Consider the following 15,676-nt stretch of genomic DNA (forward strand, 5'->3'; position numbering starts at 1 on the left):
CCTGACGATGACCCAAGGCCACCGCCGAAATTACACCACATTGACGGACGCAACCCGAAGCCATCAGCATGGCCATTGATATTGGTGCAGAGCGACGCAAGACTACGACTGGCGCAGTCGCCATGCGGACCGCTTCGAAAGTTTGTCCGGAGCTTCAACTTTTAGATCGTGCCGGATCCATCGAGGCGAGCGCGCTCGTGGCCGATATGCTGATCGCACGGACAGGCGTCGACGCCGTGACCGCAGCGCGGGCTGGACGCATGGCCATCGAGGTGGCAAGGGCTGGTCTGGATTTCCTGCCTTACGAGAAACCGGCGGACTATGCAGCGTGGGTGGATGAAGCCAAGGCCGTAGTCTGCAACTACCTCGCGCCGTACTTCGAGGATCGCGCCGGCCTCTGACCTTGCGGCGGTTAAAAAATAAGTATTTACTTTTCCGCAGCCGGTGCTGGTCACGTGAGCGGGGAAAATACGGACCGGACCAGAAATCCGGGTCATGAAAATCCGGCGAAGGCGACGTTAGCGCCCCGATGATGTGGCTAACGGTATGAATAATATAGGAAATAATTGGATCGCGATTCAATTCCAAGCAAGCGATTGATCGTAAGTCGGTGCCTGCCTGGCAGGGCTGGCTCGCAAGCACATCAATAAGTGCAGGCGAGTGCGGGCCAGTAGAAAATATTTCTTCAGAATTCCATTTTGGCTGTATTCCTTAAAAATAGCCTGAAATCGATATCTTTAAAACAATCAGAATGGTCCTATTAACTCATGTAACCACTGCCTCATTCATTAACGTTTTATCGAGAACGCGGACTGATCAAATTTTGTTATCTCCCTAGCACAATCCGCCACGCAACCAAGGTGGAGTGCAACGAGGCTTATTAGGTGTGCTAACAGTCAATCGTCATCAGGCGGCTGAGCGAGGCCACAAGAAGACAGAGCTGTGCGCCGTCCCCGGATCGGCCACTTACGGCGAACAATTGGCATCTACCATAATGCAATTATTGCCGTCCGAAGAATTGGAATTATTTAGAAAAGTATCATTCCGGTATATTTCAATTAACGATCAGTTAAGGCCTGAAAGAGACGCGTGGATAGCATCGATATCTGATAATATCCAATATTATTTATCGCGATTTGAAGACACGTACCCGCTTTCTAGCGCCAATTCTGACTACGATATATTGGTAATGAGCGGTAATGACGCAGCTCGTGTTGCCAAGTTCGCTAAAACCAATTTTGCCTTGATCGGCAGCCGACCTCGTGTTGCGCTCGTGAGCTTTTGGGACCCAAGGCGCCGGACGCAAGTGCTTAATGCCGGATTCGACGACGTCCTAGATTGCTCGCGGTTGAACCCAATGGAAGGCGTGCTGAGGCTGTCGGCACTTTGGCGGCGCCATCAACTGACCGCGCAAGCCCAAACGGAAAGGGTAGAAGCGTTACGCATCCTTGCTGAGTTCACTAAATTAGAAACGTCACTAACCGCATCAGAGGCGCGCGTTCTTTCGAAATTAAGCGAAAATGTTGGAAAATGTGCATCCTATATCAAGCTGTGTGGTGTCGCCAGCAATAGCCATGAAAGCATAAGTTTCAACCACTTAAAAGTTATCGTTTCTGGTTTGCGGAAGAAATTAGCAGATGAATTTGAGATAAGATCGGTAAATTCTTACGGATACTCGCTCTATCCTAAAAATTCATCTGATTTCACTATCCCTTAGATGGGGCTTGCGGGCACGTTCTCTAGGTTACCGTGACACGTGCAACAACCCCCAAATACACGGGATGCAAGGGCGATGGCCCTTGCCCGCCGGAGGCTCTTTCTTTCGGCGTTGTTTTGGGCTGATGGCCACCTCCCGAAAGCCCCCTCCTCTGAAGAGGAGGGGGCTTTCGGGAGGTTTGTGCTTGGGGCGCTGGCCCCTCCACCACCGCCTGCGGCGGCGGTCCCCCTCCCCGAGCTAGCTCGGGGAGGTATTGATTAGCGCGGGAGTTCGCTCACGCCCATCAGGGCCTCGTCCACGGCGCGGGCGCATTGGCGGCCTTCGCGGATGGCCCAGACGACGAGGCTCTGGCCGCGGCGCATGTCGCCGCAGGTGAAGATGCGTTCGTGGCTGGTGTGGTAGTCGCTGGTGTTCGCCTTGACGTTACCGCGCGCGTCGAGTTCGACGCCGGCCTGTTCGAGCAGGCCTGCCCTGCGCGGGCCGACGAAGCCCATGGCGAGGAAGATGAGATCGGCGGGGATGACGAAGGTGCTGCCTTCGACTTCCTCCATCTTGCCGTTCTTCCACTCGACGCGAACGCATTCGAGGCCGGAGACGTCGTTTTCACCGAGGACGCGCTTGGTGAGGACGGCGAACTCGCGTTCCACGCCTTCCTCGTGGCTGGAGGAGGTGCGCAGCTTGAGCGGCCAGTTGGGCCAGGTGAGCGCCTTGTCTTCCTTTTCGGGGGGGCGCGGCATGATTTCGAGCTGGGTGACCGAGAGGGCGCCCTGGCGATTGGACGTGCCGACGCAGTCTGACCCGGTATCACCGCCGCCGATGACGACGACGTGCTTGCCGGTGGCGAGGAGCGAGCCGCGCGGGGCGGCGCGGATCTCGTCGTCACCCGCGACGCGCTTGTTCTGCTGGGTGAGGAATTCCATGGCGTAGCGCACGCCGGGAAGCTCGAAGCCGGGAATGCCGATGGGGCGCGGATCTTCCGCGCCGCCGGCGAGGACGACCTTGTCGAAGTTTTCAAGCAGGCTGGCGACCGAGACGGTGACGCCGACTTCGACCGAGGTGCGGAACTCGACGCCTTCGGCCATCATCTGGACGAGGCGGCGGTTGATGAGGTGCTTCTCGAGCTTGAAATCGGGGATGCCGTAGCGGAGCAGGCCGCCGACGCGGTCCGACTTTTCGAACACGGTGACCGAGTGGCCGGCGCGGGCGAGCTGCTGCGCGCAGGCGAGCCCGGCGGGGCCGGAGCCGACGACGGCGACGGACTTGCCGGTCTTCTGCGCGGGCACCTGCGGTTCGATCCAGCCTTCCTTCCAGCCCTTGTCGACGATCGAGCATTCGATCGACTTGATGGTGACGGGCTGGTCGACGAGGTTGAGCGTGCAGGCCGCCTCGCACGGGGCGGGGCAGATGCGGCCGGTGAATTCGGGGAAGTTGTTCGTCGAATGGAGATTGTCGAGCGCGGTGCGCCAGTCGTTCTCGTAGACGAGGTGGTTCCAGTCCGGGATCTGGTTGTTCACCGGGCAGCCGTTGTGACAATAGGGGATGCCGCAGTTCATGCAGCGCGCCGCCTGGCCTTTGAGCGTGGTGTCGTCATGCGGGATGACGAATTCGCGGTAGTGCTTCAGACGCTCCTGCGGGGCGTCGTAGGAGCGATCCTTGCGATCGATTTCGAGGAAGCCGGTTGCCTTGCCCATTGCGGTAATACCCTGAGACAGAATTTAATCATTTACCCGTTCGCCCCGAGCGAAGTCGAGGGGCCTTGCCGCGTGGGGACCTCGGCTTCGCTCGGCCAGAGGTCCCTCGGCTTCGCTCGGCCAGAGGTCCCTCGACTTCGCTCGGGACGAACGGGGTGGTTCAGTGCGTTCTTGCAAACATCATTCTGCGGCGACGCTGGCGGCTGCGGCGCGCTCGGCTTCGAGCTGGTGCAGGGCGCGGGCGTAATCGCGCGGCATGACCTTGACGAAGCGGGGGAGTGCTTCGGCCCAGTTGTCGAGAAGCGCGCGGGCGTGCTTGCTGCCGGTGTGGAGGTGATGGCGCTCGACGAGCACGCGCAGGCGCTCTGCATCGTGGCGCAGCATGTCGCCCATGCCGAAGTCGGTGACGTCCACCCCGCGCTGCTGCGGGCGGCCCCCAAGAGCAAAGTCGCCGTCTTCCTCGTCACGCTCGGCGCTGACAGGGAGAATGTCCACCATCGCGGCGTTGCAGAGGGCGGGGAAGCGGCCTTCCGGATCGTAGACGTACGCCACGCCGCCCGACATGCCCGCAGCGAAGTTGCGCCCGGTCTTGCCGAGAACGACGACGACGCCGCCGGTCATGTATTCGCAGCCGTGATCGCCGGTGCCTTCGACCACCGCGACGGCGCCCGAATTGCGCACGGCGAAGCGTTCGCCGGCGACGCCGTTGAAGTAGGCCTCACCCGCGATGGCACCGTAGAGCACGGTGTTGCCGACGATGATGTTCTCCTCCGCCACGCGCTCGACGTGGGCGGGCGGGCGGACGATGACCCGGCCGCCCGAGAGGCCCTTGCCGACATAGTCGTTGGCATCGCCGGTGAGATCGAGCGTGACGCCGTGCGCGAGGAACGCGCCGAACGACTGGCCCGCGACGCCGGTGAGCGTGACGTGGATCGTGCCTGAAGGCAGGCCGCGGTGGCCGTAGCGCTTGGCGACTTCGCCCGAGAGCATCGCGCCGACGGTGCGGTTGACGTTGCGCACCTTGCTTTCGATGCGGACGACCTCGCCGCGCGCCAGCGCCGGTTCGGCGGCGGCGATCAGCGTGTTGTCGAGCGCGGCGTCGAGGCCATGATCCTGCGTTCCGCTCCAGCCGAGCGTGGTGCCCGGCGCGGGTTCGACGCGGTGGAGGAGGCGTGAGAGATCGATGCCGCGCGCCTTCCAGTGCGTGATCGCGCTGCGGGTATCGAGGCAATCGACGCGGCCGACCATCTCACCGACGGTGCGGAAGCCGAGTTCGGCCATGATCGCGCGGAGTTCTTCGGCGACGAAGAAGAAGTAGTTGATCACGTGCTCGGGCTGGCCGGTGAAGCGCGCGCGCAGGACGGGGTCTTGCGTCGCGACGCCGACCGGGCAGGTGTTGAGGTGGCACTTCCTCATCATGATGCAGCCCGCTGCGATGAGCGGAGCGGTGGCGAAGCCGAACTCGTCCGCGCCGAGGAGCGCGGCAACCGCGACATCGCGCCCGGTGCGCAGGCCGCCGTCCGCCTGCACCGCGATGCGGCTGCGCAGGTTGTTGAGGAGCAGCGTCTGCTGGGTTTCGGCGAGGCCGATTTCCCAGGGCGAGCCCGCGTGGGTGAGCGAAGTGAGCGGCGAAGCGCCGGTGCCGCCTTCGTAGCCCGAGATCGTGACGTGGTCCGCGCGCGCCTTGGAAACACCCGCAGCGACCGTGCCGACGCCGACTTCGGAGACGAGCTTGACCGAAATGCGCGCCTTGCCGTTCACGTTCTTCAAGTCGTGGATCAGCTGGGCGAGATCCTCGATCGAATAGATATCGTGGTGCGGCGGCGGCGAGATGAGGCCCACGCCCGGGGTCGAGTGGCGGGTCTTGCCGATCACCTTGTCGACCTTGTCACCCGGCAGCTGGCCGCCTTCGCCGGGCTTGGCGCCCTGGGCCATCTTGATCTGGATGTCGTCGGCATTGACGAGATATTCGGTGGTGACGCCGAAGCGGCCCGAGGCGACCTGCTTGATCGCCGAGCGCATCGAATCGCCGTTGGGCAGCGGGACGAAGCGATCCGGTTCCTCGCCGCCTTCGCCGGTGTTCGACTTGCCGCCGATGCGGTTCATCGCCACCGCGAGCGTAGTGTGCGCCTCGCGGCTGATCGAGCCGAACGACATCGCGCCGGTGGCGAAGCGCTTGACGATCTCGCTCGCCGGTTCGACTTCATCGAGCGGTACGGGCGCGCCAGCCGCCTTGAATTCGAGCAGGCCGCGGATCGTCAGCATGCGAGCCGACTGGTCGTTGATGGTCTGCGCGAACTCGCGGTACTTCTCGGGGATATTGCCGCGCACCGCATGCTGGAGGGCGGCGACGTTCTCAGCCGTCCACGCATGTTCCTCGCCGCGCAGGCGCAGCTGGTACATGCCGCCGACGTCGAGCATCTTGCGGTAGAGCGGGCTGTCGCCATAGGCCGCGGCGTGGCGGCGCACGGTTTCCTCGGCGATTTCCGTCAGGCCGACGCCTTCGATGGTGGTGGCGGTGCCGGTGAAGTACTTGTCGATGAAGGCCGAGGAGAGGCCGACCGCATCGAAGATCTGCGCGCCGCAATAGGACTGGTAGGTCGAGATGCCCATCTTGGACATGACCTTGAGAATGCCCTTGCCGACCGCCTTGATGTAGTTCTTCTCGACCTCGTAGCACGAGAGCGGCAGCTCGCGGCTGACGCGGATCGATTCCAGCGTCTCGAACGCTAGATAGGGGTTGACCGCTTCCGCGCCGTAGCCCGCGAGGACGCAGAAGTGGTGCACTTCGCGCGCTTCGCCGGTTTCCACGACGAGGCCGGTCTGCATGCGCAGGCCCTGGCGGACGAGGTGGTGGTGGACGGCCGCGGTGGCGAGCAGCGCCGGCATGGCGATGCGGTTTGCGTCCTGCGCGCGGTCGGACAGGATGAGGATGTTCTTGTCCGCGAGCACGGCTTCGGTCGCCGCCCAGCACATTTCCTTGATCGCCATTTCGAGGCCCGCGGCGCCGGTCGAGGCGTCCCAGGTCGTGTCGATTGTCTCGGTGCGGAAGGCGCCGTCGAGCGCGGCTTCGACCGAGCGGATCTTGGCGATATCGGCGTTGGTGAGGATCGGCTGATCGACTTCGAGGCGCTTGTGCGTGCCGGCATCGTGGCCGAGCAGGTTGGGGCGCGGGCCGATCATCGAGACGAGGCTCATCACGAGCTCCTCGCGGATCGGGTCGATCGGCGGGTTCGTCACCTGCGCGAAGTTCTGCTTGAAGTAGTCGTAGAGCAGGCGCGAACGGTTCGAGAGGACTGCGATGGGCGTATCGGTGCCCATCGAGCCGATAGGATCGTCGCCGGTGGTCGCCATCGGTTCGAGGAACTTGGCGATGTCTTCCTGCGTGTAGCCGAAGGCCTGCTGGCGATCGAGGAGCGACGAAGTCGGCTCGGGCAGCGCGGCTTCCTCGGGCTCGACCACCGCGAGTTCCTTGAGCTTGTACTGGGCCGAACCCAGCCACTCCTCATAGGGATACTCGGCGGCCAGCTGCGCCTTGATTTCCTCGTCCTCGATGATGCGGCCCTGTTCGAGGTCGATCAGCAGCATGCGGCCCGGCTGGAGCCGCCACTTGCGCACGATATCTTCCTCGCGGAACGGCAGCACGCCGCTTTCGGAGGCCATGCAGACGAGATCGTCACGCGTGATCGAGAAGCGTGCGGGGCGCAGCCCGTTGCGATCGAGCGTCGCGCCGATCTGGCGGCCATCGGTGAAGGCGACGGCGGCGGGGCCGTCCCACGGCTCCATCAGCGCGGCGTGGTATTCATAGAAGGCGCGGCGCTTGGCATCCATCAGCGGATTGCCGGCCCAGGCTTCGGGGATCAGCATCATCACCGCGTGGGCGAGGCTGTAGCCGCCCGCCAGCAGCAGCTCGAGCGCGTTGTCGAGGCTGGCGGTATCCGACTGGCCGTGCGGGATAAGCGGCCACATCTTGTCGAGATCGGGGCCGAGCAGCTCCGATTCCATCGTGCGGCGGCGCGCGTTCATCCAGTTCACGTTGCCGCGCACGGTGTTGATTTCGCCGTTGTGGGCGATGAACCGGTAGGGGTGCGCCAGCTTCCAGCTGGGGAAGGTGTTGGTCGAGAACCGCTGGTGCACGAGGCCGAGCGCCGACACGCAGGCCGGATCGCGCAGATCATCGTAGAACGAGCCGACCTGATCGGCGAGCAGCAGGCCCTTGTAGACGACGGTGCGCGACGAGAAGCTGGGCATGTAGAGCTGCGTGACGCCCGGGAGGCCGTGCTTCTCGGCCATGGCCTTGAGCGGGTTCTGCGTCTGCTTGCGGATCGCCAGCAGCTTGCGCTCGAACGCGTCCTGATCGGGGCAGTTATCGCCGCGCCGGATCAGGCACTGGCGGATGACCGGCATCTGTTCGATCACCGTCTTGCCGAGCCCGTCAAGCGTGGTCGGCACATCGCGCCAGCCGATGAGGTGCTGACCTTCCTTCGCAATGAACTTCTCGAACACTTCGATCACGAAGTTCCGCGCCGGTTCGTCCTGCGGCAGGAAGCACATCGCGACGGCATAGTCGCCGGGGGCCGGCAGGTCCTTGCCCTCGGCTTCGGCCCAGCGGCGCAGCAGCGCATCGGGGATCTGGATCAGGATGCCAGCGCCGTCACCGAGCAGCGGGTCCGCGCCGACCGCGCCGCGATGATCGAGATTGCGAAGGATCTCAAGCGCCTGCTCGATAATTCCGTGGCTTTTGATGCCTTTGATATGCGCGACGAAGCCGACGCCGCATGCGTCGTGTTCGTTACGCGGATCGTAAAGGCCCTGAACCTGCGGAAAACCCATCACAATTTTTGCCCTGCACTCGGTCAAAACGACGTCGGTTGATACGCCCAGCGCGAATCACGCTGCCCAATGGGCAACGAAAGTTGCGCGGAATCCCCCCATGACTGCAGGAAAGTTATTTTGCAATGGCGCAGCGCGAATTGCCCGAAGGGCTCGGCGCCGATCTGGTCGGAAATACGGATGCATGGTGCGCGGCTGCCAGGGCAAGGCTGATAAATCAGCCTTGCCGTAGCGTCAGGCGCGTGCGCTCATGCGTTTGAGCGTCGCCAGCGCCGAGCGCAGGGCCTCATCCGCTTCGACCGGGGCCGTGGGTGCCGACGCGGCGGGCTCGACCGGACGGAGCGGAACGACCGCTTCCGCCTGCACTGAGGCAGGGACGGGGACAGGGGCGGGGCGCGTGAAGAGCCGCGCCGCAGCTTCGTTGTCCTTGCCGTCGACCGCCTCGCCGGCAGCAATCGCACCGAGGCGGCGCAGAATGGATTCCCGCGCAGAGCCGATGGCGGGCACGTCGGAAGCCTGCGAAGCAGGGCTGGCGATGTGCGGGCGTGAGAACGGGCCGGGTTCGATTTCCGGCGCGGCAGCCTCCGCTTCAGCGGTGTTGTCGGCGGCGATCACCGCTTCGTTGGCCGCCTTCTGCTCGGCAATGGCGAGCGCGAGGCGTTCGATCAGCTGGACAAGGCCAAGGTTTTCGAGCCGGGCACCGGCGACGGGCGAGCGCTTGACCTCGGCTGCTTCGGGCAACGCGGCGGCGAAACTGACGGGGAGCTGCGGAGTTGCCGCGATCAGCACCGGGGTGGCCGCTGGCTCGGGCTCAGGCTCAGGCTGGGGCTGGGGCTGGGGAGCAGCGGCGGCCGCGGCGGTCTCGATTGCCACGGGCTCCGGCTGCGCGGCGAAGGGCTCCTCGATCGGCTCATCGAGGTCGAGCGCGGAAAGATCGAGGGGACGGACCGCGCCGGTGCCGCCGGGCGTGTACTCGGGGATATACGGTGTCACATCGGCCGCCGACTCGGCCGAGGCGGGGCGCGGCTTGCGGCGCAGCAGGGGCGCGAAGGTTTCAGGCTCGGGTTCGGATTCGACAGCAGCTTCGACAAGCGGGTCGACCAGAGCTTCGGTCAGCACCAGCGGGCGGCGCGGCGGCGCGTCGGGATGGGCATCGCGGGCGCGGACCTTGTAGGCCGCCTCAGGTTCGGGAGCAGCGGCGGGGGCGACCGGCGCGGCGCGGCGCACTTCCGCCTTGTCCTTCGGACGCAGCCGGAGTGCCACAGCAAGGCCGAGTGCCGCGCCGAATACGGCGAGCGCGAAAGCAACCAGCAGATGTGCGGTGAAGCCCAGCGGCGGGGCGGCGGCGGGGACGATGGCGGGAAGGCCCGTCTTGAGCACGACGGCGCCGAGCAGGCTGCCCGGAATGGCGAGGCTTCCAAGACCGAACAGCGCGGCGAACCAGAGGGCGGCGAAGGCCGGGAACAGGCGGTGCGCGGTGACCGGAGCGGCGCGGCGGCGCTTGCGGGGTGTGCCGATCATATCTTCGGGATCGGGCCTGGCCCGGTTAGTCGTGGCCTGAAACTTCTGGCGAAACGTACTCATGGCGCGTGTCGGCCCCCGGTCGGAAGGTGACCTCCGATGAAGCTGCCCGAGATCAGGCCGCAGCGCCGGAGATTGCTTGATTTCGGGTTAACAGGGTTTGGTAAACGGAATCATAACGGGCAGCGTTACGCGACCAGTCATGGGCACGTTCGACGAAGGCGCGGGCGACTGTGCGGCGGGCGGGCCACATGGCGCGGTCCTCCAGCAAATCCGCCATCGCGGCGGCGAGGCCGGCGGGGGCGTCGGGCGGAAACAGCGTGCCGGTCATGCCATGCTCGATCAGTTCGCGGTGGCCGCCGACCGAGCTTGCCGCGACGAGCTTGCCCTGCGCCATGGCTTCGAGCGGCTTCAGCGGCGTGACGAGATCGGTGAGGCGCATGGCCTTGCGCGGATAGCACACGACATCGACGAGCGCGTAATAGCGGTCCACCTCGTGGTGCGGCACGCGGCCGATGAAGTGGATGGCGTGCGCGGCGGGAGATGCGGCGGCCTGTGCGCGAAGCTGCGCTTCCGCCGGACCGCCGCCGACGAGGAGCAGGCGCGCGTCGGGCTGGCGGGCGAGGATCAGCGGCATCGCAGCGATGAGGTCGTCAAGGCCTTCGTAGGGGTAGAAGCTGCCGAGGAAGCCGATCACCGGGCCGTCGCCGAGGCCGAGGCTGTCCGCGAACGCCGCGTCGCGCTCCAGCGGCTGGCCGAACAGCGCGAGATCGACGCCGTTGGGCATCACGGTGATCTTGGCGGCGGGAAACCCGCGCGCGACGAGATCGCCGCGCAGGCCCTCGCAGATCGTGACCACCGCATCCGCGCCGCGCACGACTTCGTTTTCGAGCGCGCGGGTCAGCCGGTAGCGCAGCGAGCCTTCGCGTCCTGTGCCGTTGCCCGCAGCAGCGTCTTCCCAGAAGGCGCGGATTTCGTAGACGACCGGAAGGCCAAGCTTGCGCCCGGCGCGCACCGCTGCGAGGCCGCCGAGTGCAGGCGAGTGGGCATGGAGGACATCGGGGCGCCATTTGCGGGCGACGGCTTCGATGCGGCGAGCCAGCGCGCCAATTTCCTGCCATTCCGCCAGCCCCGGCGGGCCGGACGGTTTGCCCGAAGTGCGGTGGAACGGAAGGCCATCGTGCAGTTCGGGCTCTGCCCCGGTGAACGGCGCGGTGTGGCGCAGGCCGGTGAGGCCGCGCACTTCGTGGCCCAGCCCTTCCTGCGCCTTGAGGATCGCGCGCGTGCGGAAGGTATAGCCGCTCTGCAGCGGCAGCGAGTGATCGAGGATATGGAGAACCCGGGCCATGCGGCTGGCCATGCCACGGCAGGACTTAACGCCGCGTCAACCGAGTTTGCCTATTGAGCAGGTGAGAACGGTTCGATGGCGGGCCGGAAGGTGACCTTGGGCATGCCCGCATGATCGACATCATTACCGTGGTCGTGCCCCATATGCTGATGGCGATTGCCGTCTGGCGCCTGCTGCACCGCGACGATCTCGACAACGATCCCATCCTGCCCGGGCGCGAGCGCGGGCTGATGGGGCGCAAGGGCAAGCAGGCGATCCCCGGCGAAGAGCGCCCGCGTGCTTAATCTGTTCCTCACCGCCTTCGTGACCGCGTTTCTGGCAGCGGGCGTGCGCAAGCCGTTCCTGTTCGTGCTGGCCTATGCCTATATCGACATCGTCGCGCCGCAGAAGGTGAGCTGGGGCTTCCTGCAGTCCATCCCGATCAGCCTGATCGCGTTCATGGGCGCAGTGACGGCCTGGGCGGTGGCGGAGGACAAGAGCGGCATCCGCTTCTCGCCGCGCCAGATGCTGCTTTTCCTGCTGCTGATCTACTGCGGGCTCAGCACGCGCGGCGCGGACTTTCCGGACGAGGCGCTCGAGAAGTGGGCGTGGGTGTGGAAGGCGCTCGTCTTTGCGATGTTCCTGCCGCTGACCCTGCGCACCCGCCTGCGCATCGAGGCGTTCACGCTGATCATGGTGCTTTCGGTGGGCGTGATCGTGATCGGCGGCGGGATCAAGACGCTGGCGGGCGGCGGCGGCTATGGCGAGCTCAAGCTGCTGGTGAACGACAACACCGGGCTCTACGAAGGCTCGATCATCTCCACCTGCGCGGTCTGCGTGATGCCGCTGGCGCTGTGGCTCGCGCGCCATGGCACGATCTTCAAGCCGGGCCTGCTGGTCTGGCTCTTCGCGCTGGGCATCTGCTTTTCCTGCCTGCTGATGCCGGTGGGCACACAGGCGCGCACCGGCCTGATCTGCGTGGCGGTGCTGGGCGTGATGATGCTGCGCTCGGTCAAGCGGCGCCTGCTCTATATCGGCGCGATCGGTGCGCTGGTGACGATCGCGATCCCGTTCCTGCCACAAAGCTATACCGAGCGGATGAGCACGATCCGCAACCACCAGTCCGATCAGTCGGCCTCGACGCGCGTGGCGGTGTGGAAGTGGACCATCGAATACGCCAAGACGCATCCGTTCGGCGGCGGCTTCGAGGCCTATCGCCAGAACGTGCTGAGCTACGACAAGATCGAGGCCGAGAACGCGGGCGACAACAACACCGCGATCGAGACCCAGCGGATCGAGGAGCGCGGGCGCGCCTACCATTCGAGCTATTTCGAGATGCTGGGCGAACAGGGCTATCCAGGCCTCGCGATGTGGCTGCTGCTCCATATCATGGGCGTGGTGCACATGGAGGTGATCCGGCGCAGCTATGCCAGGAACACAAGCCCCGAACTGCGCTGGGTGACACCGCTCGCCGATGCCCTGCAGCAGGCGCAGATCGTCTACCTGTTCGGCGGGGCCTTCGTGGGGATTGCGTTCCAGCCGTTCTGCTACATGCTGGTGGGGCTGCAATGCGGGCTTTCGGCCTATATCGGCCGGGTCAAGCGCGCGGCGCCCAAGCCCTTCCGTATGCCGCGGCAAGGCGCCCCTGCCCTGCCCGCTTCGGCCTGACCACCACCTGTTGCGCGGCGCGGCGTTTGCAGCCTAGAGAAGGCGCAAAGGCACAGCCACGACGGGAGAGGGCAGCGATGAAGACGATGGCACCGGGCGCAATCAAGGACCTGGTCGGTCAGGTGGTGGGCACTTCGGAATGGGTCGAGGTGACGCAGGAGCGGATCAACCAGTTCGCCGAGGCCACCGGCGACTTCCAGTTCATCCATATCGACGCGGAAAAGGCCAAGCTGACCCCGTTCGGCGGGACCATCGCGCACGGCTTCCTGACGCTCTCGCTGATCCCGCTGCTGACCCAGCAGAGCGATTGCCCGCGCCCCGAAGGCGTGAAAATGGGCGTCAACTACGGCGGCAACAAGACGCGCTTCCTCGCCCCCGTCCGCTCGGGCAAGCGGGTGCGCGGCGTGTTCAAGCTGCTTGAGCTTGACGAGAAGCGCCCCGGTCAGTGGCAGCAGACGATGGAAATCACGGTCGAGATCGAAGGCGAGGAGAAGCCCGCGCTGATCTGCGAGTGGATCACCCAGTTTTTCGTGTGATCACCCGGACGAAGTGATGCGCAAGGTGGCGCAGGATCGCATTGATCCGGCCCCTTGCGAGCCCCGGTGACAGCGCAAGGCCGAGCGCGAGCATATCGAGCCGCGCATCGATGCGGCTGGCAAGGCTCTGCTCGACCAGCGCGCGGGCACGCCGTTTCCGATCAGGCTCCAGTGCGAGTTCGCGGCGCAGGATGTGCGAGCCGAGCCGGTGGATGCGCAAGGCGCGCCGGTCGGTCAGGCTCGCTTCGTGGCGACGGTAGAGATAGAGGTCCTCGTCGAGCTTCACGAAATCGAAGCGCCGCGCCGCGCGCAGCCAGAAGTCATAGTCCTCGACCCCGAACAGCGCCTCGTCATAGCCGCCCAGCGTGCGGGTGACTTCGGCGCGGTAGAGGAAGGCCGCGCCGATGCGGTTGCCGAGGAGGATATCAGAGGCCGGGCCCATCTTCTGGAAGCCGGTGACGCGGCCCTCGGCATCGATCACGCTGAAATCGGCGTAGGCGATCGAGGCATCGGGAGCAGCATGAAGCGCTGCGACCAGCCGCGCCAGCATGTCGGGCCGCGCGATGTTGTCGTCAGATGTCCAGGTGTGGAGCGTGCCGCGCGCGGCCGCAAAGCCGGTGTTGAGCGCGCCGGGAAGGCCCTTGTTGGGCGAATTGGTGATGATCCGCACGCGGCGATCCCCGAGGGCATGGCGCCTGAGGATGGCCGGGGTATCGTCGGTCGAGCCATCGTCGACGCAGATCAGTTCGAAATCGCGAAAGGTCTGCGCAAGGATCGAAGTGATGGCGGCATCGAGAAAGGCCGCGCCGTTGTGCACCGGCAGCACGACCGTGACGCGCGGCGCGGGATCAGGGTCTGGCGGTTCCACAGGACATTCCTCCCATGAACCGGTGCCCGATGAATCTTCGGCGCGGAAGAATGCAGTTACCATATCCATGCGATAGCAGGTAGTGGATTTGGCCTGCAGCCGCTTTTCCCTAGCGTTGCTTAGTATTGCCCTGCCACGAAACTGAACAAATGGTGGACTTTTTCGGAATCGCAGTCCTGTTTCGGCACAGCGTTACGGCCTTGCCTTAACAAGCGCGCGAATCTGAAGCGCCCCACCGCCGCGCGGCGGGGCGCCTGGATCAGGCGACCACGCTCAGCTTGCGCGCCGTGGCATTGGAGCGGATCCAGCCCTCGACCACCGGGGCGATGCTGGTGCGCCAGCGCGAGCCGTTGAAGATGCCGTAGTGGCCGACTTCGGGCGCAAGGTGATACTTCTTGAGCTTCTCGGGCAGGTTCGGCGTCACCTTCAGCGCGGCCTTGGTCTGGCCGATGCCCGAGATGTCGTCACGCTCGCCCTCGATGCACAGGATCGCGGTGTCCTTGATCGCCCCGAGATCGACGAGGATGCCGCGATGGACCAGTTCGCCCTTGGGCAGCAGGTGCTGCTGGAACACGACATCGACGGTCTGGAGGTAGAATTCGGCGGTCATGTCGCAGACGGCGCGATATTCGTCGTAGAAGGCCTTGGTCGCATCCGCGCTTTCGCCGTCGCCCTGGACCATGTGCTTGAACAGCCCGTAGTGGGCGTTCATGTGGTTGCCGAGGTTCATCGACATGAAGCTCGCGAGCTGGACGAAGCCCGGATAGACCTGCCGCCCCGCGCCGGGATAGTTGGCGGGCACGGTGGTGATCACGTTGTGCTTGAACCACACGAACGGCTTGGTGATCGCGTGGTCGTTCACCGCCGTCGGGCTTTCACGCGTGTCGATCGGGCCGCCCATCATGGTAAGCGTGACCGGGCGGCAGGGGTGCTCGCGCACCGCCATCACGCCGGTTGCTGCGAGCGCGGGGACCGAAGGCTGGCACACCGCCATCATGTGCGCGCCGGGGCCGATGTGCTCAAGGTAGCCGATCAGGTAGTCGATGTATTCATCAAGATCGAAGCGGCCTTCAGCCAGCGGCACATACTTCGCATCGGCCCAGTCGGTGATGTAGACAACGCAGCGTTCGAGCATGCGCTCCACCGTGCCGCGCAGCAGGGTCGCGTAGTGGCCGCTCATCGGCGCGACGATAAGGAGGCGCGGCGCATCGGCGGGCAGGCCTTCGTGCGTGAACTTGCGCAACATGCCGAAGGGTTGCTGGATCTCGACCGTCTCGTTCACCGCGTGGGGCGTGCCATCGACCTGCACGACCTTGATCCCGAACGCCGGCTTGCCGCGCGGAGCGGCGGCGTGGGCGAACACGTCGAGCGCGGAAGCGAGCATCTGGGTGCCGCCGAAGGGCGCCCAGGGGTTGCGCGGATCGGTGAGCATTTCGGCGCCCATCGCCGCCATCGCGCTGCCCGCGTTGAGCATCGAGCGCTGGATCTCGTAAGCCTTGTAAAGCACTGCGAACA

11 protein-coding genes are annotated in these 15,676 nt (G+C 64.9%); 5 read left to right on the plus strand and 6 right to left on the minus strand.

What is annotated here, in order from left to right; translation table 11 throughout:
• Positions 1-68 precede the first annotated feature (68 nt).
• Positions 69-401, plus strand: coding sequence for a hypothetical protein (locus tag IP83_RS20620; RefSeq protein ID WP_369817012.1), 333 nt, complete (start codon positions 69-71; stop codon positions 399-401).
• Between the two features lie 788 nt (positions 402-1,189).
• Positions 1,190-1,717 carry a winged helix-turn-helix domain-containing protein gene (locus IP83_RS20625; protein ID WP_197274326.1) on the plus strand — a complete coding sequence of 176 codons (528 nt, stop codon included), beginning with the start codon at positions 1,190-1,192 and terminating at the stop codon, positions 1,715-1,717.
• A gap of 257 nt (positions 1,718-1,974) precedes the next feature.
• Here IP83_RS20625 and IP83_RS08970 read toward each other — a convergent pair whose 3' ends face one another.
• From IP83_RS08970 to IP83_RS08985, 4 genes are all read right to left on the minus strand, one after another.
• Entirely contained in the window at positions 1,975-3,408 is a 1,434-nt protein-coding gene (locus tag IP83_RS08970) for a glutamate synthase subunit beta (protein ID WP_054121878.1), read from the minus strand.
• Positions 3,409-3,588: 180 nt separating this feature from the next.
• Positions 3,589-8,241, minus strand: coding sequence for a glutamate synthase large subunit (gene gltB / locus IP83_RS08975; protein WP_054121879.1), 4,653 nt, complete (start codon positions 8,239-8,241; stop codon positions 3,589-3,591).
• A 234-nt stretch (positions 8,242-8,475) separates the two neighbouring features.
• Complete coding sequence (locus tag IP83_RS08980) at positions 8,476-9,825, minus strand: hypothetical protein (RefSeq protein ID WP_156309644.1); 1,350 nt, start codon at positions 9,823-9,825, stop codon at positions 8,476-8,478.
• Positions 9,826-9,877: 52 nt separating this feature from the next.
• Complete coding sequence (locus IP83_RS08985; RefSeq protein WP_054121881.1) at positions 9,878-11,110, minus strand: TIGR04063 family PEP-CTERM/XrtA system glycosyltransferase; 1,233 nt, start codon at positions 11,108-11,110, stop codon at positions 9,878-9,880.
• Positions 11,111-11,220: 110 nt separating this feature from the next.
• Between IP83_RS08985 and IP83_RS20180 the strand changes: the two genes are divergently transcribed.
• From IP83_RS20180 to IP83_RS08995, 3 genes are all read left to right on the plus strand, one after another.
• The gene (locus IP83_RS20180; protein ID WP_156309645.1) at positions 11,221-11,394 is read left to right on the plus strand and encodes a hypothetical protein; all 174 of its coding nucleotides are present in this window, start codon (positions 11,221-11,223) and stop codon (positions 11,392-11,394) included.
• Positions 11,387-12,757, plus strand: a complete 1,371-nt coding sequence (locus tag IP83_RS08990) for a putative O-glycosylation ligase, exosortase A system-associated (RefSeq protein WP_054121882.1) — start codon at positions 11,387-11,389, stop codon at positions 12,755-12,757. Before IP83_RS20180 ends, IP83_RS08990 begins: the two co-directional genes overlap by 8 nt.
• A gap of 86 nt (positions 12,758-12,843) precedes the next feature.
• Positions 12,844-13,293 carry a MaoC family dehydratase gene (locus IP83_RS08995; RefSeq protein WP_054121912.1) on the plus strand — a complete coding sequence of 150 codons (450 nt, stop codon included), beginning with the start codon at positions 12,844-12,846 and terminating at the stop codon, positions 13,291-13,293.
• Here IP83_RS08995 and IP83_RS09000 read toward each other — a convergent pair.
• Both IP83_RS09000 and IP83_RS09005 read right to left on the minus strand, forming a co-directional pair.
• Positions 13,274-14,161, minus strand: a complete 888-nt coding sequence (locus IP83_RS09000) for a glycosyltransferase (protein ID WP_197274327.1) — start codon at positions 14,159-14,161, stop codon at positions 13,274-13,276. The genes IP83_RS08995 and IP83_RS09000 overlap by 20 nt on opposite strands.
• Before the next feature lie 259 nt (positions 14,162-14,420).
• On the minus strand, positions 14,421-15,668 hold the full coding sequence (locus tag IP83_RS09005) for a polyhydroxyalkanoate depolymerase (RefSeq protein ID WP_072384687.1): 1,248 nt from the start codon (positions 15,666-15,668) through the stop codon (positions 14,421-14,423).
• Positions 15,669-15,676: the final 8 nt, after the last annotated feature.

This window comes from Novosphingobium sp. AAP93, assembly GCF_001296055.1.
GTDB lineage: Bacteria > Pseudomonadota > Alphaproteobacteria > Sphingomonadales > Sphingomonadaceae > Novosphingobium.